This is a genomic window from Dactylosporangium sp. NPDC051087 (genome assembly GCF_055586325.1).
The window spans coordinates 144,173-168,526 of sequence record NZ_JBVJIJ010000010.1; the positions used below are offsets into that span (position 1 = coordinate 144,173).

Annotated in this window: 14 protein-coding genes and 1 pseudogene; 10 read left to right on the plus strand and 5 right to left on the minus strand. The window is 75.0% G+C overall.

Going from position 1 to position 24,354, the window contains the following annotated elements:
* Positions 1–184: 184 nt before the first annotated feature.
* Positions 185–448: pseudogene (locus tag ACZ6TV_RS20555) on the plus strand (ATP-binding protein); the annotation flags it as partial.
* A 74-nt stretch (positions 449–522) separates the two neighbouring features.
* On the opposite strand, the gene ACZ6TV_RS20560 reads toward ACZ6TV_RS20555, so the two are convergent.
* The 5 genes from ACZ6TV_RS20560 to ACZ6TV_RS20580 all read right to left on the minus strand — a co-directional run bounded on the left by ACZ6TV_RS20560 (position 523) and on the right by ACZ6TV_RS20580 (position 5,592).
* Positions 523–2,409 carry a CheR family methyltransferase gene (locus ACZ6TV_RS20560; RefSeq protein ID WP_465298795.1) on the minus strand — a complete coding sequence of 629 codons (1,887 nt, stop codon included), beginning with the start codon at positions 2,407–2,409 and terminating at the stop codon, positions 523–525.
* Positions 2,410–2,503: 94 nt separating this feature from the next.
* On the minus strand, positions 2,504–3,181 hold the full coding sequence (locus ACZ6TV_RS20565) for a chemotaxis protein CheB (RefSeq protein WP_465298796.1): 678 nt from the start codon (positions 3,179–3,181) through the stop codon (positions 2,504–2,506).
* Positions 3,182–3,231: 50 nt separating this feature from the next.
* On the minus strand, positions 3,232–4,101 hold the full coding sequence (locus ACZ6TV_RS20570) for an ATP-binding protein (protein ID WP_465298797.1): 870 nt from the start codon (positions 4,099–4,101) through the stop codon (positions 3,232–3,234).
* Positions 4,102–4,135: 34 nt separating this feature from the next.
* Positions 4,136–5,275, minus strand: coding sequence for a SigB/SigF/SigG family RNA polymerase sigma factor (locus tag ACZ6TV_RS20575; RefSeq protein WP_465298798.1), 1,140 nt, complete (start codon positions 5,273–5,275; stop codon positions 4,136–4,138).
* A 134-nt stretch (positions 5,276–5,409) separates the two neighbouring features.
* On the minus strand, positions 5,410–5,592 hold the full coding sequence (locus ACZ6TV_RS20580) for a hypothetical protein (protein WP_465298799.1): 183 nt from the start codon (positions 5,590–5,592) through the stop codon (positions 5,410–5,412).
* A gap of 486 nt (positions 5,593–6,078) precedes the next feature.
* Between ACZ6TV_RS20580 and ACZ6TV_RS20585 the strand changes: the two genes are divergently transcribed.
* Genes ACZ6TV_RS20585 through ACZ6TV_RS20625 form a run of 9 tightly spaced genes read left to right on the plus strand, consistent with a single transcriptional unit; the run spans position 6,079 to position 24,353 of the window.
* Positions 6,079–9,132 carry an amino acid adenylation domain-containing protein gene (locus ACZ6TV_RS20585; protein WP_465298800.1) on the plus strand — a complete coding sequence of 1,018 codons (3,054 nt, stop codon included), beginning with the start codon at positions 6,079–6,081 and terminating at the stop codon, positions 9,130–9,132.
* On the plus strand, positions 9,129–14,639 hold the full coding sequence (locus ACZ6TV_RS20590) for an amino acid adenylation domain-containing protein (protein ID WP_465298801.1): 5,511 nt from the start codon (positions 9,129–9,131) through the stop codon (positions 14,637–14,639). Before ACZ6TV_RS20585 ends, ACZ6TV_RS20590 begins: the two co-directional genes overlap by 4 nt.
* A complete protein-coding gene (locus tag ACZ6TV_RS20595) occupies positions 14,636–16,201 on the plus strand; it encodes a class I adenylate-forming enzyme family protein (protein ID WP_465298802.1) in 1,566 nt (521 codons plus the stop codon). Before ACZ6TV_RS20590 ends, ACZ6TV_RS20595 begins: the two co-directional genes overlap by 4 nt.
* The gene (locus ACZ6TV_RS20600; protein WP_465298803.1) at positions 16,198–19,125 is read left to right on the plus strand and encodes a non-ribosomal peptide synthetase; all 2,928 of its coding nucleotides are present in this window, start codon (positions 16,198–16,200) and stop codon (positions 19,123–19,125) included. Before ACZ6TV_RS20595 ends, ACZ6TV_RS20600 begins: the two co-directional genes overlap by 4 nt.
* Positions 19,122–19,319: an MbtH family protein gene (locus tag ACZ6TV_RS20605; protein ID WP_363522186.1), complete on the plus strand. Its 198-nt coding sequence runs from the start codon at positions 19,122–19,124 to the stop codon at positions 19,317–19,319. The genes ACZ6TV_RS20600 and ACZ6TV_RS20605 overlap by 4 nt, the downstream gene beginning before the upstream one ends.
* On the plus strand, positions 19,316–19,567 hold the full coding sequence (locus ACZ6TV_RS20610) for a hypothetical protein (RefSeq protein WP_465298804.1): 252 nt from the start codon (positions 19,316–19,318) through the stop codon (positions 19,565–19,567). Before ACZ6TV_RS20605 ends, ACZ6TV_RS20610 begins: the two co-directional genes overlap by 4 nt.
* Positions 19,560–20,912 (plus strand): condensation domain-containing protein, encoded by a 1,353-nt coding sequence (locus tag ACZ6TV_RS20615; protein WP_465298805.1) that lies wholly within the window; start codon positions 19,560–19,562, stop codon positions 20,910–20,912. Before ACZ6TV_RS20610 ends, ACZ6TV_RS20615 begins: the two co-directional genes overlap by 8 nt.
* On the plus strand, positions 20,909–22,756 hold the full coding sequence (locus ACZ6TV_RS20620; RefSeq protein ID WP_465298806.1) for a N,N-dimethylformamidase beta subunit family domain-containing protein: 1,848 nt from the start codon (positions 20,909–20,911) through the stop codon (positions 22,754–22,756). The genes ACZ6TV_RS20615 and ACZ6TV_RS20620 overlap by 4 nt, the downstream gene beginning before the upstream one ends.
* A 40-nt stretch (positions 22,757–22,796) precedes the next feature.
* A complete protein-coding gene (locus ACZ6TV_RS20625) occupies positions 22,797–24,353 on the plus strand; it encodes a PucR family transcriptional regulator (RefSeq protein WP_465298807.1) in 1,557 nt (518 codons plus the stop codon).
* Position 24,354 lies beyond the last annotated feature (1 nt).

Genomic DNA, 24,354 nt, shown 5'->3' on the forward strand with positions numbered 1-24,354 from the left:
GCGGCCGCCTGGCCGGGCGCCCAGATCATCAACCACTCGGCCGCGCCGCCGCTCGCCCGGGAGCTGGGCGGCCTCGCGATCGTGCGGCACACGCCGCTGACCGCCGGGCTCGCGGAGGCGGAGGCCCTCGCCGCCCGCCGCACCGGTCCCGTGCAGGTGACCTGGGAGGTCTCCGGCGGGGCCGGGCGGGCTCGCCGAGGCCCGTGCGGTCGTGCGGGCGTTCTGCGCGCGGCACGGCCGGGAGGCGGTGAGCGCCGACGCCGAGCTGGTCGTCACCGAGCTGGCGGTCAACGCGTTCCTGCACGGTGCCGCGCCGGTCACCGCGTGGGTGTCGGCCCGCGACCGGTACCTGCACCTGGCGGTCCGGGACAGGTCCCCGGCCGTGCCCCGCCTGACCGGGCCCGCCGGCCCGATGGACGAGGGCGGCCGCGGCCTGCTGATCGTCTAGGCGCTGACGGTGGCGTGGGGCGCCACCGCCGTCCCGGACGGCAAGATCGTCTGGGCGACGCTGCTTTAGCCCGGTCAGCCGCTCTCGGGCTGGGTGTCGGGCTGGGCCAGCTCCTCGCCGTACGGGGACACCGGGTCCATGACGAGGATCGCGCCGGCGGGGGCGTCCTGGCCGTCGACGAGCAGGTTCGCGGCGATGCGCAGCGACGTCGGGCGCCCGCGCCGGTTGATCGCGTCGAGCGTGACGTGGTCCTGGGACGGGCCGGGGCCGAGGACCGAGCGGATCAGCGGCCGGAGCTTCTCGGTGGGCAGGCCGATGTCGAGGTTGAGGAAGTGCTGGCCGATCGCCTCCTCCGACCGGATGCCCCACAGGTCGTCCATCCGCCGGTTCCACACCATCACCCGCAGCTCCGGATCCAGCACGACCACCCCGGAGCGCAGGCTGCTGAGGATCGCCTGGAGGAAGATGTTCGACTCGTGCACCTCGCCGGTGCGGTCCTGCAGCTCCTCGTTGATCGCCTGGAGCTCGTCGTTGGTCGACTGGAGCTCCTCGTTCATCGTCTCCAGCTCCTCGTTGGTCGACTGGAGCTCCTCGTTGGTGGTCTCCAGCTCCTCGACCGTGGACTGCAGCTCCTCGTTGGTGGTCTCCAGCTCCTCGTTGGTCGACTGGAGCTCCTCGTAGGCCGCCTCCAGCTGCTGGTTGGTGTGCTCCAGCTCCTCCTGCAGCCGCCGGGCGGTGGTGACGTCCTGGAAGACGACGGCCGCGCCGAGCAGCTCGCCCGACGTCTCGGTGAGCGGGTGGATCTGCACGTCGAGGTGCACCTTCTCGCCCTGCATGCTGGTGTACTGCACGTCGGCGACCCGGACCACCCGCCGCTCGCCCTTCGCCTTCTCGATGTGCCCGCGCAGCTCGACCGGCCGGTAGGACAGGTCCAGGTCACGGAACGGCCGCCCGCAGTCCGTCGTCGACAGCCCGAACAGCATCTCGGCCTGATGGTTGACGAACGCGACCAGCCCGGATTCGGTGATCACGAGCTGCGCGACGGGGCCGGCGGCGAACGCCTCGTGCCGCAGCCGGTCCAGGCCGGTGAGCCGGGCGATGTCGAGCGCGGGGGCCGGCGCGGCGAGGACCGGGTCGCCGAGAAACGCCGGCCGGGCCGCCCGGCGGAACACCCGCCGCTTCAGGTCGACCGGCGCGAACAGGCTGCCGTGGCTGAGCAGCATCTCGGCCTTGCCCAGGAACAGCAGCCCGGCCGGGGCCAGCGCGAAGTGGAACCTGGTGAGGATCCGCGCCTGCGTCTCGGCGTTGAAGTACATCAGGGTGTTGCGGCACACGAGCATGTCGATGCGGGAGATCGGGGCGTCCTGGACCAGGTCGTTCCGGCCGAAGATCACCGACCGGCGCAGGTCCTTGCGGAAGCTGTACCGGTTGCCGGTGACGTCGAAGTAGCGCTCCAGCATCCCTTCCGGCAGCGCCTGCACTTCGCGTTCGGTGTACACGGCCTGCCGCGCCTGGGTGAGGCCCTCCTCGTCGACGTCGGTCGCGTAGATCTTGACCCGGCGCCGGAACTCGTCGGGGCCGAGCACCTCGCAGAGCACCATGGCGAGGGTGTAGGCCTCCTCGCCGGACGCGCAGCCGGCGCTCCAGATCCGCAGCGGCGCCTCCGGCTTCGACTCCGCCAGCATCTGCGGGATCAGCTCGGTGCGCAGGTAGTCCCACGGCTCGGCGTCGCGGAAGAAGCTCGTGACGTTGATCAGGATGGTGTTGAACAGCGTGGTGAACTCGTCCGGGTGGACCTGGAGCTGGTCGAGGTATTCGCTGTAGTTCTGCATGCCGAGCTGGGCGATCCGCCGGTCGACCCGGCGCATCAGGCTGGAGCGTTTGTAGCCGGTGAAGTCGAAGCCGCGCGCTTCCTTCAGGTAGGTCAGCAGCGCCTCGAACGCGTAGTTCGGCTCGGTCATCGTCGCCCTCCCGGTCCGGCACCTGTGATGGTCCCAGGCCCTCCCGAACGGTACCGCCACGGACCGCCGTCGCGGCGGACGCACCGCACGTGCGTCACTGTGTGGACGACAGCGGCGCCGAGGGCGGTGGACCGGCCGCGCGGTCGTCCGCTTCCGGTGCGGTGCCGGGCGGACGGGTCACGGCCGCGACGAAGGCGACGAGGGCCGGGCCGAGTGCCGCCACCGGCAGGACCAGGCAGCCGGGGACCCGCTGCGCGGCGCTGCGCGGCATGCGGGGGAACAGCGCCTCCGCCGGGTCCTGCACGAACGCCCTGCCGCCCCGGGCGGTGATCGCCGCCAGCCCGGCGGCGCCGTCGTCGCCGGTGCCGGACAGCACCACCCCGGCGGCCCGCGGACCCCACTGCCGGGCCGCCGAGCGGAAGAGCGGGTCGATCGCCGGGCGGAGCCCGTGCTCCAGGGGCCCCGGCGACAGGCGGACCAGGCCGTCCTGGAGCAGCAGGTGCCGGTCGATGGGCGCCACGTGGATGTGACCGGCGCGCAGCGGGGTGCCGTGGTGCGAGTGGCCCGCGGTGAGCGCACCCGATCTGGACAGGATCTGCGGCAGGACGCTGACGCCCGTCCGCGGGATGTGCAGGGTCACGCAGACGGCCGCCGGAAAGTCCGCGGGGAACGCCGCGACCAGGGTCCGCAGCGCCTCGACGCCACCGGCGGACGCGCCGATCACGACCACTGCCCTCGGTGTGGTCACCTCACCCTGTGCGGGCGTGCCCATGCCTCACGACTGTACGCCGACACCCCAGCCACCGCCTTATCCGAGCGCGCTCAGGTGCCGCCCTTGCCGTGGTCGCCGGGGGCGTGACCGTCGGCGGTCGCCTGGCCGGTGACCGGCTGTCCGGTGGTCGCCTGGCGGGCGCGGCCGGGGCGGCGCCGGATCAGCGGTTCGCGGAGGCGCAGCGTGGCCCAGACGACCTTGCCTGGGCCGGCGAACCTGCTGCCCCAGCCGGCGGCGAGGGCCTCGACGAGCAGCAACCCGCGGCCGCCGATGCTCATCTCCGCAGCGGGCTCCTGGCTGGGAAACCGCCGCACCGGCGGGTCGGGGTTGCCGTCGCGCACGGACAGCTGCAGGAAGTACCGCCCCATGACCAGGGCGAGCGCAATGGGTGCGCCGCCGTGGCTGACGGCGTTGCCGACCAGCTCGCTGGCCACGAGCTCGGCGTCGTCGACGACGTGCGGCAGCTCCCAACCGGCGCAGGCGTCGCGCACCGCCCGGCGGGCGTCGGTGACCGCCTCCGTGCCCGGCGGCAGCGACAGGTCGAAGCGGCGTGGGGCGGGCAGCGACGCGGCGGCGAGCGCCGCCGCCGGCGAGTCCGGGTAGACGGGCAGCAGCCGGCTGATCGAGACGCGGTGCAGCGCCGTGCGCAGCCCCGCGTCCGGCGCGGCCAGCAGCACCGCGCACCCCGGCCAGGTCACGGCCGTGCGGGCGAAGGCGGCGAAGACCGTCAGCAGCACGTCGTCCTCGACGGTGAGTCCGTCGAGGTCCACGACGATCGCCGCCGGCTGGTCGGCGAGGGTCTTGTGCAGCGCGGTGCGCACCTGGGCCACCCCGGCGAGGTCCAGCTGGCCGGTCAGGCGCAGCACCACCGCGGCGGTCGCGGGCCGTGCTGTCCAGGTCAGCACGGTCCGGCCGGGCAACGCGTCGTGGTGGCACCCGCGCGACGACCGTGGCTCATTCCGTCAGCCTACGGCGAAGGAGGCGCAGCGTCTGGTGCAGCAGCCGGGAGACGTGCATCTGCGACAGTCCGACCTCGCGGGCGATCTCCGCCTGGGTCAGGTTGCCGTAGAAGCGCAGGCCGATGATCAGCCGTGCGCGTTCCGGCACCCCGGCCATGATCACCTCAATCGATCGGCGGTACTCCACCAGGCCGAACGCCGGGTCGTCGCCGCCGATGACGTCCATGAGCGTCGCGTTGTCATGATCGGATCCGGGCCCCGGGGCGTTCAGGGACAGCGGCCGGTGCGCGGACGAGGCGCCGAGCATCTCGACGATCTCGTCCTCGTCGACGTCGAGGTGCCCCGCGACGTCGGCGGTCGTCGGCGACCGGCCCAGCCGCTGGGTGAGCTGCTCCTGGGCGTGCCCGGCGGCGAGCCGCAGCTCCTGGAGCCGGCGGGGCATCCGGATGCCGGTGCTCTGGTCGCGGAAATACCGCCGCAGGTCGCCGAGGATGGTCGGCGTCGCGTACGCGCCGAACTCGACGCCGCGGGTGGCGTCGAAGCCGTCGACGGCCTTGACCAGCGCCAACGCTGCGACCTGGGTGAGTTCCTCCTGGATCTCCCCGCGGGCGACGTAGCGGCGGGCCAGGCGGTGCGCGCCGGGCAGGCACAGTTCGATGATCGTCTCCCGGACCCGGACCCGGTCCCGGTCCGGGGGGCCCTCGCGCATCGTGTGCAGCCGGTCGAGCAGGCCGTCGACCTGGGCGGGCCACTGGTCGTGACCGACGCGCACGCCGTCGAGGTCGACGAGCTGCCGGTCGCGCTGCGACTCCGGCCAGCCGACCTGCTCGTAGGCGTGGAACTGCTTCGCGACGCCGGTGATCTCCAGCGCGGACAGGACGGTGCCGGTCGCGCCGGCGAGGCGCAGGTCGCCGCCGGCCTGCCCGGCCCGGTCGCGCAGCCACAACAGGACCCTGATCGACGCCGCGTCGAGGATCCGCAGCCCGGACACCTCGACGGTGATCCGGCACCGCCCGGCGTCGAGCAGCCCGAACAGCACTTCCCGCAGGTAGGGCACGGTGGCATGGTCGACCGCGCCGGTGACCTCGATGAGGTCCTCGTCCCGCCGGGAGGACAAGGTGATCGTCAGGTCCATCTGACTACTCCCTGTGGCGGCCCTGATGGCGGTCCCCGCCGCGCCGCTCTCACCCCCAGTTTCCTCCCGTTCCCGCCGGTCGTGGTGCGCCGTCGCGGCCGTTCGTGACGAGGTTGATGCCAAATCGCTGGCCGTCAGTCCCCTGCGGTGCCCTCGGGCGGTCGGGTCCGGTCGGCGAGAGTCCTGGCCCGCCGGGCGTGGGTGAGCCGCGGGGCCGCCTGCTCCAGCAGCGCCTGGAGCCGGGTCTGGGCGGCGATGGCGTGCTGCTGCCGCCGCACCAGCATCGCCTGCGCCTGCCGCGACTGCAGTGCCGCCAACCGGCTCGTCTCACGGGCCTGCGCGGTCTCCCGCCGCGCGGCCGCCGTTATCAGCCGCCGGGCGACCGTCTGTGCGTCGCCCCCTGGATCGGTCCCTGGATCGGCGACCGGTCCGGTGGCTTGGCCGTCGTCCCCCGGATCGCCCCCGGATGCGCCGGATCGCAGCCCGCCGGCTCGGGCGGCGGCCAGGGTGGCGTCGCCTGCGTCGGCGTGTGCGTCGATTGGGAGGTCGGGTCGATCGAGAGGTCGATCCGCGGACATGAGGCGCATCCTCGCAGCTCGCGGGCGCTGGCATCGGCCCGTGCACGGGAGTGGGCGCCGGCGCGCCCGTGGCTCATGTCCGAACCGGAATCCATCGTACCGCCGGGAGGTCGCCAGGGATCGCGACGTCATCCCCGTCGATCACCGCGTTAATCGTAAGGATTGTTGACAGTTTACGTATCGACTCGTACCTTACCGATGGTCACGCCGACGAGAGGGGGACTCGTGTCGGGAGCTTTGTCTTTTGGGCAGGAACGGCTCTGGTTCCTGGACCAGCTCGACCCCGGTGACGCCTCCTGGAACATCCCACTGGTCCTGCGGCTCACCGGCGACCTCGACGCGGGCAGGTTGCGCGCCGCCCTCGCCGGCCTGGCGGAGCGGCACGAGACGCTGCGCACCAGGTTCCCGGCCGTCGACGGCCGCCCGCACGCGACCGCCGGGCCGGCCCCGGTCCTGGACGAGGTGACCAGCACCGAGGAGGGCCTCGGCGCGCTGCTCGCCGAGCGCAGCAACGCCCCGTTCGACCTCGCCGAGGGCCCGCTGCTGCGCGCCACCCTGGTCACGGTCGGTGACGAACACGTCCTGAGCCTCGTCGTGCACCACATCGTCGCCGACGGCTGGTCGCTCAACGTGCTGCGCGACGAGCTGGCCCGCCGCTACGCCGGCACCTTCGACGAGCCGCCGCTGCCGACCACCTACGCCGCCTACGCGCAGGCCCAGCGCGACGCCGGCGCCGAGCAGGACACCACGTTCTGGCGGGAGCAGCTCACCGGTGCCGCCCCCCTGGAGCTGCAGCCGGACCTGCGCCGTCCCGCCTCGAAGACCTCCGACGGCGCCTTCCACACCCGCCGGATCGCCCTCGCCGCGGCCGTCGACGGGTTCGCCCGCGGGCAGCGGGTCAGCCAGTTCATGGTCCTGCTCGCCGCGTACCAGCTGCTGCTGCAACGGCACACGGGCCAGGACGACATCAGCGTCGGCGTGCCCGTCGCCGGCCGCAACGACCCAGACCTGGAGCCGCTCGTCGGCTACTTCTCCAACACCCTCGTGCTGCGCGCCGACCTGAGCGGCGGCACGTTCCGGGAGCTGCTGAAGGCCACCCGCCGCACCGCGCTCGGCGCCTTCTCCCACCAGGACCTGCCGTTCGAGCGGCTCCTCGACGAGCTGCACGTCGAGCGGGACCTGTCGCGCAACCCGCTCTTCCAGACCCTGCTCACCGTGCACAGCCAGGACGGCGACCGGCACGGCGTGCCGCACGCGTTCGGCCCGCTGACCGCGGTCGAGGTCGACGGCGGTCACAGCCAGACCAAGGTCGACGTCATGCTCGACGTCTGGCGCTCCGGCGACGACCTCGTCTGCGTCTTCGGCTTCCGCCGTGACCTGTTCCGCCCCGAGACGATCGAGGCCCTCGCCGAGCGCTTCGAGGTGCTGCTGCGGGCCGCGCTCGCCGCACCCGACACACCGCTGCGCGACCTGCCGGTCCTCACCGGCGCGGACCTCGCCCGGCTCGCCGCGTGGAACACGGCCACCGCCCCCGGCCTCGACGGTGGGCCTGCCGGGAGCGTCTTCGACGAGCTCGCGGCGCGGGTGGCGGCGCACCCCGACCGGCCCGCCCTCGACGACCTGACCTACGGCGAGCTCTGGGAGCGGTCCGGCCGGCTCGCCGGTGCCCTGCTGGCGGACGCCCCGCGGATCGTCGGCGTGTGCCTGCCCCGCGGCCCGGAGGCGGTCGTCGCCATGCTCGCCGCGTGGCGGGCCGGCGCCGCCTACCTGCCGCTCGACCCGGCGTACCCGGCGGCCCGGCTCGCGTTCATGGTCGCCGACAGCGGCGCCGGCGTCGTCGTCACCGGCGGCGGGCACACGTTCGGCGAGGTCCGGACCGTGCCGGTGACCGCGGCCGGCGACGCGACCCCGGTGACCCCGGCCGCCGAGGACACCGCCTACGTCATCTACACGTCCGGCTCCACCGGCACGCCGAAGGGTGTACTGGTACCGCACCGCGCCCTGGCCGCCCGCGCGGCGTGGATGCGCGACGGCTACGGGATCACCGCCGCCGACACCGTCGCCCAGTTCGCGGCGCTGAGCTTCGACACGCACGCCGAGGAGCTGTGGCCGGCGCTGAGCGCGGGCGGCACGGTCGTCTTCGCCGACGCCGACCTGCCGGAGTTCCTCGCCACCCCGGCCGGCGCCGCCGTCACCGTCCTGGACCTGCCGACGCCCTACTGGCACCGCCTCGTCGACGATCTCGGCGGGGTCCGCTGGCCCGCCGGGCTGCGCCTGGTGATCCTCGGCGCCGACCAGGTCGAGGCGGCCGCGGTCGGGCAGTGGACGGCGGTCTTCGGCGACCGGGTCCGCCTGGTCAACTCCTACGGCCCGACCGAGACCACCATCATCGCCACCGTCGCCGACCTCACCGGCGACGGCTCCGGCGAGCGGCCGCCGATCGGGCGTCCACTGTGGAACACCACGGTCGCCGTCACCGACCGGCACGGCCGGCCGGTGCCGCCCGGCGTCGCGGGGGAGCTGCGCATCGGCGGCGCCGGCGTCGCCCACGGCTACCTGGGCCGTCCCGGCCGCACGGCGGAGGCGTTCGAACCCGACCCGGACGGTCCGGCCGGCGCGCGGCGGTACCGCAGCGGCGACCTCGTCCGATGGCGCCCCGACGGGCAGCTGGAGTTCCTCGGCCGCCTCGACGAGCAGGTGAAGGTCCGCGGCTACCGGATCGAGCCCGGCGAGGTCACCGCCGCCCTGCTCGCGCTGCCCGGGGTGGGCCAGGCCGCCGTCGTCGCCCGCGCCGACGCGCTCATCGGCTACGTGGTGCCGCAGACCCTCGACCCGGCGGTGCTCAGGCAGGCCCTCGCCGAGTCGCTGCCGGCGCACCTCGTGCCGACGGCGGTCGTGGCGATCGAGGCGCTGCCGCTCACCGTCAACGGCAAACTCGACAGGGCCGCCCTGCCCGACCCCGAGGTCCGCTCGGCGGCCGGCTACGTCGCGCCCCGCACCGACGCCGAGGACCTCGTCGCCGGCGTCTGGGCCGAGGTCCTCGGCGTGGAGAAGGTCGGCGCGCTCGACGACTTCTTCGACCTCGGCGGCCACTCGCTGCTCGCCACCCGCATGGTGGCCCGGGTCAGGGCCGCCGTCGACCTGACGGTGCCGATCCGCACCCTGTTCACCCACCGCACGGTCGCCGGCTTCGCCGCGGCCGTGGAGGCACTGCTCATCGCCGAGATCGAGGCGATGGACGAGGAAACGGCACATCACATGCTCACGGGGGACCAGTGACCGTCGACGACCTGTCCGCCACCAAGCGGGCGCTGCTCACCGCACGCCTGCGCAACAGACCCAAGACCGCCGCCACGACCGTCCCGGTCCGCCCCGAAGGCACCGTCCCGCCGCTGTCGTTCGCTCAGGAACGACTCTGGTTCATGGAGCAGTTCGCGCCCGGGACCGCCGCCTACCACATCCCGGTCGCCCGCCGGCTGCGCGGCGCGCTCGACGAGGCCGCCCTCGCCCGCTCGCTCGACGACGTCGTCGCCCGGCACGAGTCGCTGCGCACCCGCTACCCGGTCACCGACGACGGCAAGCCCGTCCTCGACCTCGCCCCGCCCGGCCCGGTGTCGCTGACCGTCGTCGACGCCGCCGACGAGGCCGCCGCGGAGCGGATCGTCGACGAGGCCGTCGGCCGGCTCTTCGACCTCGTGCACGGCCCGCTGCTGCACGCCCTGCTGGTGCGGATCGCCGAATCGCCCGACGACCACGTGCTGCTGCTGGTCACCCACCACAGCATCAGCGACGGCTGGTCCAGCGAGGTGCTCGTCGGCGAGGTCCTCGCCGGCTACGACGCGCACGCCGCCGGGGTCCCGTCCCCGGTCCAGCCGCTGCCCGTGCAGTACGGCGACTTCGCGGCGTGGCAGCGGCAACGGCTCACCGGCGACGCGCTCGCCCGCGAGGTGGACTACTGGCGCGCAGAGCTCGCCGGCGTCGAACCCCTCGCCCTGCCCACCGACCGGCCCCGCCCGAAGCAGCAGACGTTCGACGGCGCCGGCTACGGCTTCGACATCGACCGCGACCTCCTCGACGGGCTCACCGCCCTGGGCAAGGCGCACGGCGCCACCGTGTACATGGTGCTCATGGCCGCGTTCCAGGTCGTGCTGTCCCGGCACAGCGGGCAGCGGGACTTCGCCGTCGGCTCACCGATCGCCGGGCGCCCCGAGCCGGAGCTCGAACGGCTCATCGGCATGTTCGTCAACGTCCTGGCGATGCGGGCCCGGCTCGACGGCGACCCGACGTTCGCGGAGCTCGTCGAGCGGACCCGTGAGACGTGCCTGTCCGCCTACGCGCACCAGGAGCTGCCGTTCGCGCAGCTGGTCTCCGAGCTCAACGTGCCCCGCGACGTCAGCCGCTCGCCGGTGTTCCAGGCCGTCCTCGCCGTGCAGAACTACGCGGCCGCCGGGGAGCCCACCGGCCCGCTGACGGTGACGCCGTTCGGCCTGCGGGCCACCGGGACCCGCTTCGACCTCGAACTGTTCGTCATGGAGGACCCGGCCGGGCTGCGCGGCGCCTTCAACTACAACGTCGACCTGTTCGACGAGGCGACGATCGCCCGCCTCGGCCGGCACCTCGACAAGCTCCTGCGCGCGGTCGTCGCCCGCCCGGACGTACCGGTGTCCACGGTGGACCTCCTCGAGCCGGCCGAACGCGACCAGGTGCTGCGCGGCTGGAACGACACCGCCGCCGACTTCCCCGCCGACGCCACCCTGCCCGGGCTGATCGCCGCGCAGGCCGCCCGGACCCCCGACGCCGTCGCCGTGCAGTTCCAGGACAAGCGGCTCACCTACCGCGAGCTGGAGGCCGCCGCCGACCGCGTCGCCCGGCGGCTGCGCGTCGAGGGCGCCGGCCCCGGCGGGCTCGTCGCGGTCAGCGCGGAACGCTCCACCGACCTCGTCGTCGGGCTCCTCGGGGTGCTCAAGTCCGGCGCGGCCTACGTGCCGCTCGACCCCGACTACCCCGCGGACCGGCTCGCGTTCATGCTCGCCGACGCCGACGCGCCGGTCCTGCTGACCCAGTCGCGGCTGCCCGTGCCCGACACGACCGCGACGGTCGTCTTCCTCGACGACCCGTCGGCGTTCGCCCGGAAGCTGCCGCCGGTGCCCGACGCGCCGGAGGCCGGCGACGTCGCCTACATGATCTACACGTCCGGCTCGACCGGGAAGCCGAAGGGCGTGCCGAACACGCACCGCGGCATCGTCAACCGCCTCGACTGGATGCAGCGCACCTACCGCCTCGACGGCACCGACGTCGTGCTCCAGAAGACCCCGGCGAGCTTCGACGTGTCGGTGTGGGAGTTCTTCTGGCCGCTCATCACCGGCGCCCGGCTCGTCCTCGCCAAGCCGGGCGGGCACAAGGACGCCGCCTACCTGCGCGACCTGATCGTCCGTGAGGGCGTCACCACCACGCACTTCGTGCCGTCGATGCTCGCCATGTTCCTCGCCGAGGACGGCGTCGCCGCCTGCACGAGCCTGCGCCGGGTCGTGTGCAGCGGCGAGGAGCTGCCCGTCGACGCCGTCCGCGCGTTCGCCGCCGCGCTGCCCGCAACGCCGCTGTGGAACCTCTACGGGCCGACCGAGGCCGCCGTCGACGTGTCCGCCTTCGAGTGCGCGGGCGACCTGGACACCGTGCCGATCGGCGCGCCCATCCAGAACATCCGCCTGTACGTCCTGGACCCCGCCGGCCAGCCGGTGCCGCCCGGCGTCCCCGGCGAGCTGCACATCGGCGGTGTCGGCCTGGCCCTCGGATACCACGACCGGCCCGGGCTCACCGCCACCCGCTTCGTCCCGGACCCGTTCGGGCCGCCCGGATCCCGGCTGTACCGCACCGGCGACCTCACCCGCTGGCGCACCGACGGCACGATCGAGTTCCTCGGCCGCATCGACCACCAGGTGAAGCTGCGCGGGCTGCGGATCGAGCTCGGCGAGATCGAGGCCGCGCTGCGCGCCCAGCCCGGCGTCACCGAGGCCGCCGTCACCGTCCGCGAGGACCGCCCCGGCGACAAGCGGCTCGTCGGCTACCTCGTCGGACCGTCCGAAGTGGACGCGACGGCGCTCAAGCCGGCGCTGAAGAAGGCGCTGCCCGACTACATGGTGCCCAGCGCGTTCGTCGGCCTCGACCGGCTGCCGCTCGGCCCCAGCGGCAAGCTCGACCGCCGGGCCCTGCCCGCGCCCGCCGCCGCGGCCAGCGGCTTCGAGTCCGCCCCGCCGACCACCCCGGTGGAGCTGGTCTTCGCCGGGATCTGGGCCGACGTCCTCGGGCTGCCATCCGTCGGCATCGACGACGACTTCTTCGACCTCGGCGGGCACTCGCTGCTCGCCACCCAGGTCGTCGCCCGCGCCCGCAAGCAGCTGGACGGGATCGGCCAGCCGGTCAGCGTCATGGACGTGTTCACCCTCAAGACGATCCGCGAGCTCGCCGCGTTCGCGGCCATGTCGGAGGAGGACCGCGGGCCGCGCCGGCTGCTGCACCGCCTCACCAAGGCACCCGCGACGAAGGCGCCCGACCTGTCGCTGGTCTGCGTCCCGTACGGCGGTGGCAGCGCGGTCGTCTACCAACCCCTCGCCGACGCGCTCCCGGCCGGCCACGCGCTGTGGTCGGTGGCGATCCCCGGCCACGACGTCGGCCTCACCGAGGAGCGGCTGCCGTTCGAGGAGCTCGCCGACCGGGTCGCCGCCGAGATCCAGGAACTGGTCAGCGGTCCCGTCGCCCTCTACGGGCACTGCGGCGTCGGCAGCGCCCTCATCGTCGCCGTCGCCCGCCGCCTCGAGACCGCCGGCCGGGACCTCGAAGCCGTCTACATCGGCGCCCAGTTCCCGTTCGCCCGCCCGCGCAGCAGGGTGCTGAGCGCCCTGAGCCGCTTCGCTGCCCTCGAACCGCTGCTCGGCAACCGCGTCTACGAGAACTGGCTCACGTCGATGGGCGCCGACGTCGCCGACCTCGACGAGACCCAGAAGCAGTTCATCATCGGCAACATGCGCCGCGACTCCGTCGCCGCCGAGGAGTACTTCACCGGCACGCTCGACACCGGGGTCGACCGGCTGCGCGCGCCGATCGTGTCGGTCATGGGCACCCGCGACCCCGCCGCGGACTTCTATCAGGAGCGGTTCAAGGAGTGGCTGCTCGTCTCCGACCGGGTCGCCCTCGTGCTGCTGGACGAAGCCGGGCACTTCTTCCTCAAATACCGCGCCAAGGAGCTCGCCGACATCGTCGGGCGCACCCACGACGGCTCGTACGACGCCCTGCCGGCCACCGCCGGGGAGACGTCGTGGTGGCTGCACGGGACCGGCGCCGCCGCGCCCGCCCCCGCCGACCCCGCCGAGGCGAAGCCGATCGCCCAGCCCGGCATGGCGCGGTTCCTCATCGTCGCGCTCAGCCAGCTCGTGTCCATCACCGGCTCCGCGCTCACCGAGTTCGCCCTGCCGATCTGGATCTACCTCGAGACCGGGTCCGTCGCCCGGTACGCGCTCTACGCCGTCATCGGCATGCTCCCCGGCATCCTCGCCGGGCCCCTCGCCGGCGCGATCGTCGACCGCTTCGACCGGCGCAAGGTGATGCTCGCCGGTGACATCGCCGCCGGCGGCACCCAGGCGGCGCTGCTCGCCCTGCTGCTCGGCGGCGCCCTCGTGCCGTGGCACATCTACCCGCTGCTCGCCGCCCTGTCGATCGCGCTGACGTTCCAGCGGCTCGCGTACGCCTCGGCCGTGCCGCAGCTGGTGCCGAAGCAGTACCTCGGCCACGCCAACGGCATCGTCCAGCTCGCCGGCGGCGTCAGCGCGTTCGTGGTGCCGCTCATCGCCGTCGGGCTCATGGCCGGCATCGGCCTCAAGGGCATCCTCATCCTCGACGTGGCCAGCTACACCTTCGCGATCGCGGTCCTCGCCGTCGTGAAGTTCCCGCGGACCCTGCCGTGGCGGCGCCGCGAGACGCTGCTCGCCGAGATCAAACACGGCTTCGCCTACTCGTGGCACCACCGCGGCTTCCGGGCGATGCTGCTGTGGTTCGCCGGGCTCAACATCTTCCTCGCCCCGCTGTTCCTGCTCATGACCCCGCTCGTGCTGTCCTTCGCCGGCGACGGACCGGCCGGGCTGGGCACCGCCGCGCGGGTCGCCATGTGCGGCGGCGCCGGCGTCATCGTCGGCGGCATCGCGATGGGCTTCTGGGGCGGGCCCCGCCGGCAGCGGCTGCGCGGCATGCTCGGCCTCGCCGCGCTCCTCGCCGCCGCCGCCGTCCTCGGCGGCACCAGGCCCAGCGTGTGGATCGTCGGTGCCTGCGCGTTCGGCCTGTCCGCGGCCCTGTCGCTGGTCAACGGCGTTTACACCACGATCGTGCAGGTGAAGGTGCCGCAGCGGTACCACGGCCGGGTCTTCGCCCTGAACACCATGGTCGCCTGGTCGACGCTGCCGGTCGGGCACGGCATCGTCGCGCCGCTCGGCACCAAGCTCTTCGAGCCGCTCCTGGCCCCCGGCGGCGCCCTCGCCGGGACCGTCGGCGCCGTCATCGGCACCGGGCCGGGCCGCGGCATCGCGCTCATGTACATCGTGTTCGGCCTCGCCATGGCCGGCATGGTCGCGCTCGGCCTGCGGATCCCGGTGCTGCGGCGCTTCGACCAGGACGTGCCCGACGCCCTGCCCGACGACCTCGTCGGCATCCAGGAACTGCGCCGCCGGGTCCGCGCCGACGACGAACCCGCCGGCCGCCCCGGGGCCGGGGACGCGCGGCCGCTGGAGCCGGTCCGATGACCACGACCCCGCCCGCCGCACCGTCCACCGCGACCGCGACCGCGACCGCGGCCGTCCCGGCGCCCCGCGCGGCGGGGTCGGGACGCGCGCCCGCGGTGCCGGCGACGCTGGTGGAGCTCCTCGCGCACCGGGCCGCGAGCGAACCCGGCCGGGTCGCGCTCGTCGCCGGGGACGACGAGGTCACGTTCGGCGGGTGGCACGCCCGCGCGGAGGCCGTCGCCTCGGGGCTGCGCGGGCTCGGCCTCGCCCCCGGCGACCGGGTCGCGCTGCACTACGGCACGGCGAGCTGGAACGACTACGCCGTCGCCTTCGCGGGTGTCCTGCGCGCCGGGCTCGTCGCCGTGCCGATGTCCGACCGGCTCGCCCCGGCCGAGGTCCGCCACGTGCTGCGGCACAGCGGCGCGGCGGCGGTGCTGCAGCCCGCCGGCCGCCCCTCGCCCGACGGCGTCCGGTCCACGACCCTCGCCGAGGTCGAGAGCACCGGCGGTGCGCCGCCGACGCCGCCGGGGCCGCGGGACCTGGCGCAGATCCTCTACACGTCCGGCACCACCGGCGTGCCGAAGGGCGTCGGCGCCACCCACGCCAACCTCGCCCACGGCTGCACCCTCGACCCGCGCCGCCGCCCGCTCGCGCACTCCACGCACTTCGTGCACGCGTTCCCGGTCGGCAGCAACGCCGGGCAGACGATGCTCGTCAACGCGTTCAACGCCCGCGCCGCCGCGCTCACCCTCGGCGCGTTCACCCCCGGCCGCTTCGCCAAGCTCGTCGAACGGCACGCCGCCGGCACCGTCTTCCTCGTCCCCGCGATGGCCATCGAACTGCTGCACGCGAAGGTGCACACCACCCACGACCTGAGCGGCGTGCGGCTCATCGGCTCCACCGCCGCCGCCCTGCCGCCGTCGGTCGCGGTGCAGCTCACCGAGGCGTTCCCGGAGGCGACGGTGGTCAACTACTACACGTCGACGGAGGCCGCCCCGGCGCAGACGTCGATGGTGTTCGACCCCGAACGACCCGCGGCGCTCGGCCGCCCCACCGTCGCCGCGGACCTGATGATCGCCGGGCCCGACGGGCGGCCGCTGCCCGCCGGCGAGACCGGCGACGTGTGGCTGCGCTCGCCGACGGCGGCCCGCTCGTACTACCGCGACGGTGACGCGTCGGCCGAGGTGTTCCGCGGCCGGTGGGTGCGGATGGGCGACGTCGGCCGGCTCGACGCCGACGGCTACCTGTACCTCGTCGACCGCGACTCCGACGTGATCAAGTCCGGCGCGCACAAGGTGTCGACGCTGCAGATCGAGCACGCCCTGCACGAACACCCCGGCGTGCGGGAGGCCGCCGCGTTCGGCGTCCCGCACCCCGTCCTCGGCGCCGCCGTCGCCGCGGCCGTCGTCGCCGACACCTCCCTCACCGCGCCGCAGCTGCGCGCGTTCCTGCTCGAACGGCTGGCCGGGCACGAGATCCCCGGCCGGATGCTGTTCCTGGACCGGCTGCCCCGCAACGACAACGGCAAGATCCTCAAACGTGAGCTGCGCCAGCTCCTCGACGACGACAGGCCGGGCCGATGACCACCGTGACCGCCGCAGACCCGTTGACGCCCGCCCAGCACGGCGTCTGGATCACCGAACAGGCCCTGCCGGCCGGGGCCGCCTACCACCTCGCGGTGACCGTCCGCTTCACCGGCGCCCTCGACGTCGGGCGGCTCGGCGCCGCCGTCGACGCGGTCGTCGCCCGGCACCCGGTCCTGGCCGGCGCCGTCGACGACGAACTGCTGTCGCTGGTGCCCGCCGCCGACCCAGTCGTGCTCGCCGTCCGGCCGGGCGACGGGACGCAGGTCGCGGCCCTCGTCGCGGCGCCGTTCGACCTGCGCCGCGGCCCCCTGGCCAGGTTCACGCTGCTGCACACCGGACCGGGCGAGCACCTCCTGTGCGTCGTCGTGCACCACCTCGTCTTCGACGGCGTGTCCAAGCAGGTCCTCGTCGCCGACCTCGCCGCGGCGTACAACGGCGCCGCACCGGCCACGGTGGGCGGACCGGCGCGGGAGTCCACCGTGGACGTCGCCGCGGCCGCCGGCTACTGGGCGACGCGCTGGCAGGAGCCGGCCGCGCTGCAGCTGCCCGGCCTGCGGCACACCCCGCCCGGCACCGAGGCCGTCGCGGTGCCGTTCACCGTCGGCACCGCCGCCCTCGCCGAGACGGCCGCCGCGCTCGGCGTCACCCGCTTCGAGCTGCTGCTCGCCGCCTGGCACGCGCTGCTGCGCCGGTACGGCAACGACACCGTCACCACCGCCCTCGAACTGTCCACGGCGGACCGGGCCGCGCCCCGGATCGGGTTGCACGTCAACGAGCTGCCGGTCACCACCGCGCCGGCGGCGGCGCAGCCGTTCGCCGAGTTCGCCCGCGCGCTGCGCGCCCAGCTGCGCGAGATCTACGCGCACCGGGCCGTCCCGCTCAGCCACGCCGTCCGGCTCACCCCCCGGGCCTCGCTCGCGCCGCTGACCGTCAGCTACCGGCGGCGCGCCGACCCGCCCGCGTTCGCCGGGGTGGACAGCGCCGTCGACTGGCTGGTGTTCCCCGGCGCCGTGCGCGGCACCGCCAACCTCCAGCTCGTCGAGGGCCCGTCGGCCGTCGAGGGCAGCCTCCACCTGGTCGCCGGGTCGTTCGACGCCGGCCAGGTCGCGGCCCAGTACCAGGCGCTGCTCGCCGCCGCGCTGGCCGCCCCGGACACCCTCATCGGCGACCTGCCGGTGCCGTCCACGGCCGCCGCCGCCGCGATCGGCGCCGGGCCGCGGGACACCGTGCTGGACCGGTTCCTCGCCCGTACCGCCGCCGAACCCGGCGCCGAGGCGGTCGTCTGCGGGGACCGGCGGATCAGCTACGGGCAGCTGCGAGCCGCCGCCGGTGGGCTCGCCGGCCGGCTGCGGGCGCAGGGGATCGGACCCGGGTCCCTCGTCGGGATCGCCGTGCCGCGGACCGCTGAGCTGCTCGTCGCGGTGCTCGGCGTCCTGGAGACGGGCGCGGCGTACCTGCCGCTGGACCCGTCCTACCCGGCGGAGCGCATCGCCTTCATCCGTGCCGACGCGGGCGCCGCCCTGGTCCTCACCGCCGACGACGCACCGCTCGGCGGTGAGCACCAGGGCGCCGCCGGCAGCTTCGCGAGGCCAGTGGTGGACGACGTCGCCTACGTCATCTACACCTCCGGATCGACCGGCCGGCCGAAGGGCGTCGCCGTCCCGCACGGGGCACTGAGCAACCTCGTCGACTCGATGCGCGACCACCTCGGCTGCACGGCCGGCGACACCTGGCTCGGCCTGACGTCGCTGTCGTTCGACATCTCCACGGTCGAGCTGCTGCTGCCCCTCACCCTCGGCGCCCGCGTCGTGCTCGTCCCGCCGGACGGGCACCGCGACGCCGCCGGCCAGCTGCGGCTCATCGACCGGCACGCCGTCACGCACGTGCAGGCCACCCCGTCCGGCTGGCGGCTGCTCCTGGAGGCCGGCCTCACCCGCGGCGACCTGGTCGCCGTCACCGGCGGCGAGGCGCTGCCCGCCGACCTCGCCGGGCAGCTCGCCCCGCTCGTCCGGCGCCTGGTCAACGCCTACGGGCCGACCGAGACGACCGTGTGGTCCGCGCTCGCCGACATCGCGCCCGGCGCCCCCGTCACCATCGGCGGGCCGGTCGCCAACACCACCCTGCACGTCCTGGACGACGCGCTGCGGCCCGTCCCCGACGGCATCGCGGGGGAGCTGTGGATCGGCGGGCTCGGTGTCGCCCACGGCTACCGCGGCCGCGGCGGGCTCACCGCCGACCGCTTCCGCCCCGACCCGTCCGGCGCTCCCGGCACCCGCATCTACGGCACCGGCGACCGGGTCCGCCGCGGGCCCCACGGCCTGGAGTTCCTCGGCCGGGTCGACAACCAGGTGAAGCTGCGCGGCCACCGGATCGAACCCGGCGAGATCGAGGCCCGGCTCGCCACGCACCCGTCGGTGGCGCAGGCCGCCGTCATCCTCGCCGACCCGCACGGCCCCCGCGCCCGGCTCGTCGCCTACGTCGTGCCCGCCCCCGGCGAGCCGGTCGACGCCGCTGCGCTGCGCGAGCACGTGGCGCACACGCTGCCCGGCTACATGGTGCCGGCCACCGTCGTCGCCCTCGACGGCTTCCCGCTCACCCCGAACGGCAAGCTCGACCGGGCCGCGCTGCCCGCACCCGTCGAGGTCCCTGCCGCCGCCGCCACCGCTGCCCCTGCCGCCGCCGGTACCGGCGACGACACCACCGCGACCGTGACCGCCATCTGGCAGGAGGTGCTGCGCATCGACGACATCGGCCCCGACGAGGACCTGTTCGACCTCGGCGGGCACTCCCTCACCATCACCCAGATCGCGGTCCGCATCCGCAAGCGCCTCGGCGTCGACGTGCCGCTCGACGTCTTCTTCGACACCCCCACGATCGACGGCGTGGCCGCCGCGATCGCCGACCTGCGGGAGGCCAGATGAGCACGCCGGACACGTTCGCCGTCGTCGTCAACGACGAGGAGCAGCACTCGCTGTGGAACGCGGCCGAGGAGCCGCCCGCCGGCTGGCGGCGCACCGGCTTCACCGGCAGCAGGGACGAGTGCGTCGCCCACATCGACGAGGTGTGGACCGACATCCGCCCGCTGAGCCTGCGCCAGCGGCTGGCCGCGCGATGAGCCGGGCCGCCCTGCGCGACCGGGTCGCGACGATCCTCAGCTCCGCCACCGACGGCGAGGTCACCACGGGGGAGATCCTCGGCGGCGGCTCCCTGGCCGCGCTCGGCGTCGGCTCCCTGGCGGTGCTGCGGCTCGTCGACGCCCTCGACGACGAGCTCGGCGTCCAGCTCGACCTGGCCGCGCCCGGCGCCTTCGACGACTTCGACGACCTGGTCCGCACCGTCGAGCGGGCGGTCCGCGATGACTGAGGTCCTGGCACCGCACCGGGTGCCGTTCGCCGGTGACCGCGCCGGGACCGGCCCGCTGACGTGGGGGCAGCGGGCCATCTGGCATGCGATCGGCCGTACGGTCCCCAACGACCACTACTTCAACCTGGACCGGATCGTCGACCTCGGCCCGCGGACCGTGCCGGTCGACGCCGCCCTCGCCGCCCTGGCCGCGCTCGTCGCCCGGCACGAGGCGCTGCGCACCAGGCTCGGTGCCGGCGGCGGCCAGGTGCTCGCCGCGGACGGGCTCCTCGACGTGCACGTCGCCGACGGCGGGGACGACCCGGCCGCCGCCGCGGCCCGCGTCCGGGACCTGCTGGCCGGCACCGCCTTCGACTACCACGACGAGTGGCCGCTGCGGGCCGCGCTCGTCACCCGCGACGGCGCCGTCAGCCACCTGGTCCTCGTGCTGTGTCACCTCGCCACCGACGGGCACGGCGCCGAGGTCCTCGCCCGCGACCTGCGGCTGCTCGCGCTGCGCGGCAACCGCGGCCTGCGCGCGCCCGAGACGACCCCGCTCGACCTCGCCGCCGAGCAGCAGTCCCCGGAAGGGCACCGCCGCGGCACCGCCGCCCTGTCGTACTGGGCCGAACAGTTCGCCCGCATCCCGGCCACCATGTTCGGCGCCGAGGTCGAGCCGCCGCGGGCGCCCCGCTACTGGACCGGCCGGATCGTCTCCACCGCGCTCGGCGGTGCCGTCGACGCGCTCGCCGCCCAGCACGGCGTCAGCGGCTCCACCGTCCTGCTCACCGCCGCCGGTGCGCTCGCCGCGACCGCCGGCGGGCACGCGACGACCGCGGTCATGCCGATCGTCGGCAACCGCTTCACCACCGGGCACCGTGACCTCGTCAGCACCCTGTCGCAGGACGGCCTGTTCGTCCTCGACGTCGACCGGCCCACGTTCGGCGCGCTGCTGCGCCCCGGCTGGCAGGCGGCGCTGCGCGGCTACCGGGCCGCCGCCTACGACCCGGCCGGCTGGGACGCGATGCTCGCCGACGCGGCCGCCGCCCGCGGGCAGGAGGTCCACCCCTACTGCTGCTTCAACGACATGCGCCTGGTCGAGGGCCGCCCGGTGCGGCCCGCGACGCAGCTGCGGGCGCTGCAGCGCGACACCCGCTTCGACTTCCCCGCCACCCAGGAACGGGTGGCGTGCCGCTACTGCCTGCACGTCACGCAGGACGGGCCGGGACTCGTCGTGACGCTCACCGCCGACACCGCCTACCTGCCGCCGGCCGCCATCGAGGGGCAGCTGCGGGCGATCGAGGAGCTGCTGGTCCGCGCCGCCGGTGAGGACGTGCCGATGTCCACGCTGACCGGGCTGCTGTGACCGCCGAGGCGTACGCCCGCGCCACCTCGTGCGTGGCGGGGACCTCGCTGTCCTTCGCGGTGACCGGCGCCGCGACGGTGGTCGTCACCGACGCGGTCACCGGGCTCGTCATGTGCCGGTCCGACGTGGACGGTCCGGAGTGGACACTGCCGGTCCCCGGGTCGTGGCCGTCGTCGCTGTACCGCGCGACGTTCGCCGCCCCCGGTGCCCGGCCGGACATCGACGGCGCCGGCGACGACGAGGCCTGGTTCGTGGTCCGGCCGGCCGTCCCCCGGGCGCCGATCCTCGTGTCGGTGCCGTTCTCGACGTGGCAGGCGTACAACCGCGCCGGCGTGCCCGGCGAAGGCCTGTACTACGCGGAGGAGCCCACCCGCGCGGCCGCCGTCACCTTCGACCGGCCGGGCGGCGGGCCGCCCCCGGAGCGGTGGGAGGAGCCGCTGCTGCACTGGCTGCGGGCGGCGCGGTACCCGGTCGAGTTCTGCTCCAACCTCGACCTGCACCTCGACCCCGGGATCCTCGACGGGCACCGGGTGCTCGTCGTGTGCGCCCACGACGAGTACTGGACGTGGGAGCAGCGCGACGCCGTCGAGGGCTTCGTCCGCCGCGGCGGCAACCTCGCCGTCTTCGGCGCCAACACGGCCTGGTGGCAGATGCGCCTGGAGGACGGCGGCCGCACCATGGTCTGCCACCGCGACGCCACCACCGACCCGATGTCCGCGGTGGACCCGGGTCGGGTCACGGTGGAATGGTCCAGCGCCCCGGTGCACCGGCCGGAGAACGCGATGACCGGCGTCAGCTTCCGCCGCGGCGCCGGCGCCTGGGGCGACGGGATGGCCGTCATCGGCCGGGAGGCGTTCACCGCCCGCTTCGCCGACCACTGGGTCTTCGACGGCACCGGGCTCAGCGACGGCGACAAGTTCGGCCAGGGCACCCTCGGGTACGAGACCGACGCCGCCGACGTCGTCGAGGTCGACGGCGTTCCGAGGGCCACGGGCCGCGACGGCACCCCGCCGTCGTTCGCCGTGCTCGCCACCGCGGACCTGCGCCACTGGCGCCGCTACGGCCAGGGCGGCGCCGCCACGATGGGCGTCTTCGACCTCGGCGCCGGCACGGTCTTCACCGCGGCGACCGTCAACTGGGGCAAGGGCCTGCACGACCCGGTCGTCGACCGCATCACCCGCAACGTCCTGGACCGCTTCAGCGCACCCGCCCCCGTGACCGGCTGGACCGTCATCGGCCCGCCGGCGGACCTGCACGCCCTCACCGCGTGCGACGGCGCCCTCTACGCCGTCGCCGTCGACGGGAGTCTGCTGACCCGCGAGGCGTGCGCCCAGAACCTCCCGTGGCGCCGCATCGGCGACACCCCGGGCGCGCTGTGCCTCGCCTCGCCGCGGGAGGCCGCCGGCGCGATGCGGCAGGGCCTGTGGGCGATCACCGGGGCGGGCCGTCTCGCCTACCGCGACCCGTCCGCCGACGCCACCGCGTGGACCGACCTGACCGCGGCCCCGCCGGGCGCCCGCTGCCTGGCCCTGTGCGACGCCGGCCTGTTCGCCGGCACGGACGACGACATCCTGTGGTACCTGCCCGCGCTGGAGCTCGGCACCGGGGAGTGGCGCCCGATCGGCCCCGCCGGCGGCACCGTGGCCCTCGCCACGCTCGGCGGCCGCCTGTACGGCATCACCGCCGCCGGCCGCGTCGTCAGCCGCCCTCCCGTCGCCCGCCCGCATGCCTTCGCCGACGTGTGCGACGCCGCCGCCGGCCGCGCGCTCGCCGCCCACGCCGGCCGCCTCGTCGCCGCCGGTCCCGGCACCCTCCTGCGCCACCGCGTGCCGCCGCTGGGTTGACCGGTCCCTTCGCCGCCGGCGGGCGGTAGCATCCGCGCTGATGTTCCCGTCCGTCCGTGAGGTGCTCGAGCTCGACCCCGTGCGCAACGGCGCGCCGCGGGTCGTGGCGGGGGAGCGCGGGCTCGATCAGGCCGTGCGGTGGGTGCACAGCTCCGAGGTGCCCGACATCGCGACGCTGCTGCGCGGCGGTGAGCTGATCCTCATCACGGGGATCGGGCTGCCGCTCGACGACGCCGGGCTGCGCCGCTTCGTCACCGACGTCGCCGACGTCGGCGCCTGCGGGCTCGCCGTGGAGATGGGGCGGCGGTTCACGGCCCGGCTGCCGGCGGTCATGGTGCGCACCGCGGAGGAGCTCGGGCTGCCGCTCGTCGAGCTGCACCGGGGCACCCCGTTCGTGCTGATCACGCAGGCGGTGCACGGGATGATCGTGGACGCGCAGCTGGCCGAGCTGCGGGCCACCGCCGAGATCCACCAGCGGTTCACGGACCTGTCGGTGGAAGGCGCGGCGCCGGCGGAGGTGGTCGCGCAGACCGCGGCGCTGGCCGGGGCGCCCGTCGTGCTGGAGAACCTGTCGCGGCAGGTCCTGGCGTACGACGCGGCCGGCGGCTCGGCGGAGCTGCTGCTGGCCAACTGGGAGGCGCACTCGCGGGCGGTGCGGCCGGTGGGGCGGACCGGGCACGACGCCGGCGCGGGCTGGCTCGTGACCGTCGTCGGCGCGCGCGGGCAGGACTGGGGGCGGCTGCTGATCCGGCTGCCGGCGGCCCGGGACCGCGACGTCACGCTCATCGAGCGGGCCGCGGCGACGCTCGCGCTGGTCCGCCTCACCCAGCGCGAGGAGCACGACCCCGAGCGGCAGGCACAGTCGGCGCTGCTGGCCGCCCTGCTCGGGCACACCGCACCGGTCGGGGACGTCGTCGTGCGGGCGCGGGCGCTGGGCGTACACCTGGAGCGGCGGCACCTCGTCGGGGTGGTGATCCGCGGCTGCACCGCGGGCGTCGCCGCCCGGGCGTTGCGGGACACGTCCCTCGCCGGGCTGGCCGGGGTGCTCGACGGCGAGGTCACCGCGGTCCTGCTGGCGCTGCGGGCGGTGGAGGAGGAGCAGGAGGCGCTGCGGCGGCTGGCGGTGCGGGTGCGCGACCTCGCGGGCGGTGACGTGGTCGTGGCGGCGGGGGACGGGGCGGCGACGCCGAAGGAGGCCCGCCGGTCGCTGCTGGAGGCGAGCCAGGTCGCGATGTCGGTGCGCCACACGGCGGCCGGACCGGGGGAGGTCGTCCGCCTCGCCGACGTCGGCCTGCCCGGCCTGCTGCACATGCTGCGCGACGAGCCGCGGCTGCAGACGTTCGTCGAGCGGGAGCTCGGGCCGCTGCTCGCGCACGACGCCCGGCATCCCCGCGAGCAACTGCTCGGGGTGCTGCGGGTGTACCTCGAATGCGGGCGCAACAAGTCGGCGGCCGCCGAGCACAGCCACCTGTCACGGCCGGCGTTCTACGAGCGGCTCGCCAGGATCCGCCGGGTCCTCGGCACGGACCTCGACTCGGTGCAGGCGTGCCTGTCGCTGCACGTCGCGCTGCTCGCCCTCGACGCGCTGCGGGACTAGG

Excerpts from the sequence above, each read along its gene's own strand:
- ACZ6TV_RS20600 (WP_465298803.1), top strand. The coding sequence starts at position 16,198 with ATGACCACCGTGACCGCCGCAGACCCGTTGACGCCCGCCCAGCACGGC.
- ACZ6TV_RS20595 (WP_465298802.1), top strand. The coding sequence starts at position 14,636 with ATGACCACGACCCCGCCCGCCGCACCGTCCACCGCGACCGCGACCGCG.
- ACZ6TV_RS20610 (WP_465298804.1), top strand. The coding sequence starts at position 19,316 with ATGAGCCGGGCCGCCCTGCGCGACCGGGTCGCGACGATCCTCAGCTCC.
- ACZ6TV_RS20615 (WP_465298805.1), top strand. The coding sequence starts at position 19,560 with ATGACTGAGGTCCTGGCACCGCACCGGGTGCCGTTCGCCGGTGACCGC.
- ACZ6TV_RS20625 (WP_465298807.1), top strand. The coding sequence starts at position 22,797 with ATGTTCCCGTCCGTCCGTGAGGTGCTCGAGCTCGACCCCGTGCGCAAC.
- ACZ6TV_RS20575 (WP_465298798.1), bottom strand. The coding sequence starts at position 5,275 with ATGGACCTGACGATCACCTTGTCCTCCCGGCGGGACGAGGACCTCATC.
- ACZ6TV_RS20605 (WP_363522186.1), top strand. The coding sequence starts at position 19,122 with ATGAGCACGCCGGACACGTTCGCCGTCGTCGTCAACGACGAGGAGCAG.
- ACZ6TV_RS20565 (WP_465298796.1), bottom strand. The coding sequence starts at position 3,181 with ATGGGCACGCCCGCACAGGGTGAGGTGACCACACCGAGGGCAGTGGTC.
- ACZ6TV_RS20560 (WP_465298795.1), bottom strand. The coding sequence starts at position 2,409 with ATGACCGAGCCGAACTACGCGTTCGAGGCGCTGCTGACCTACCTGAAG.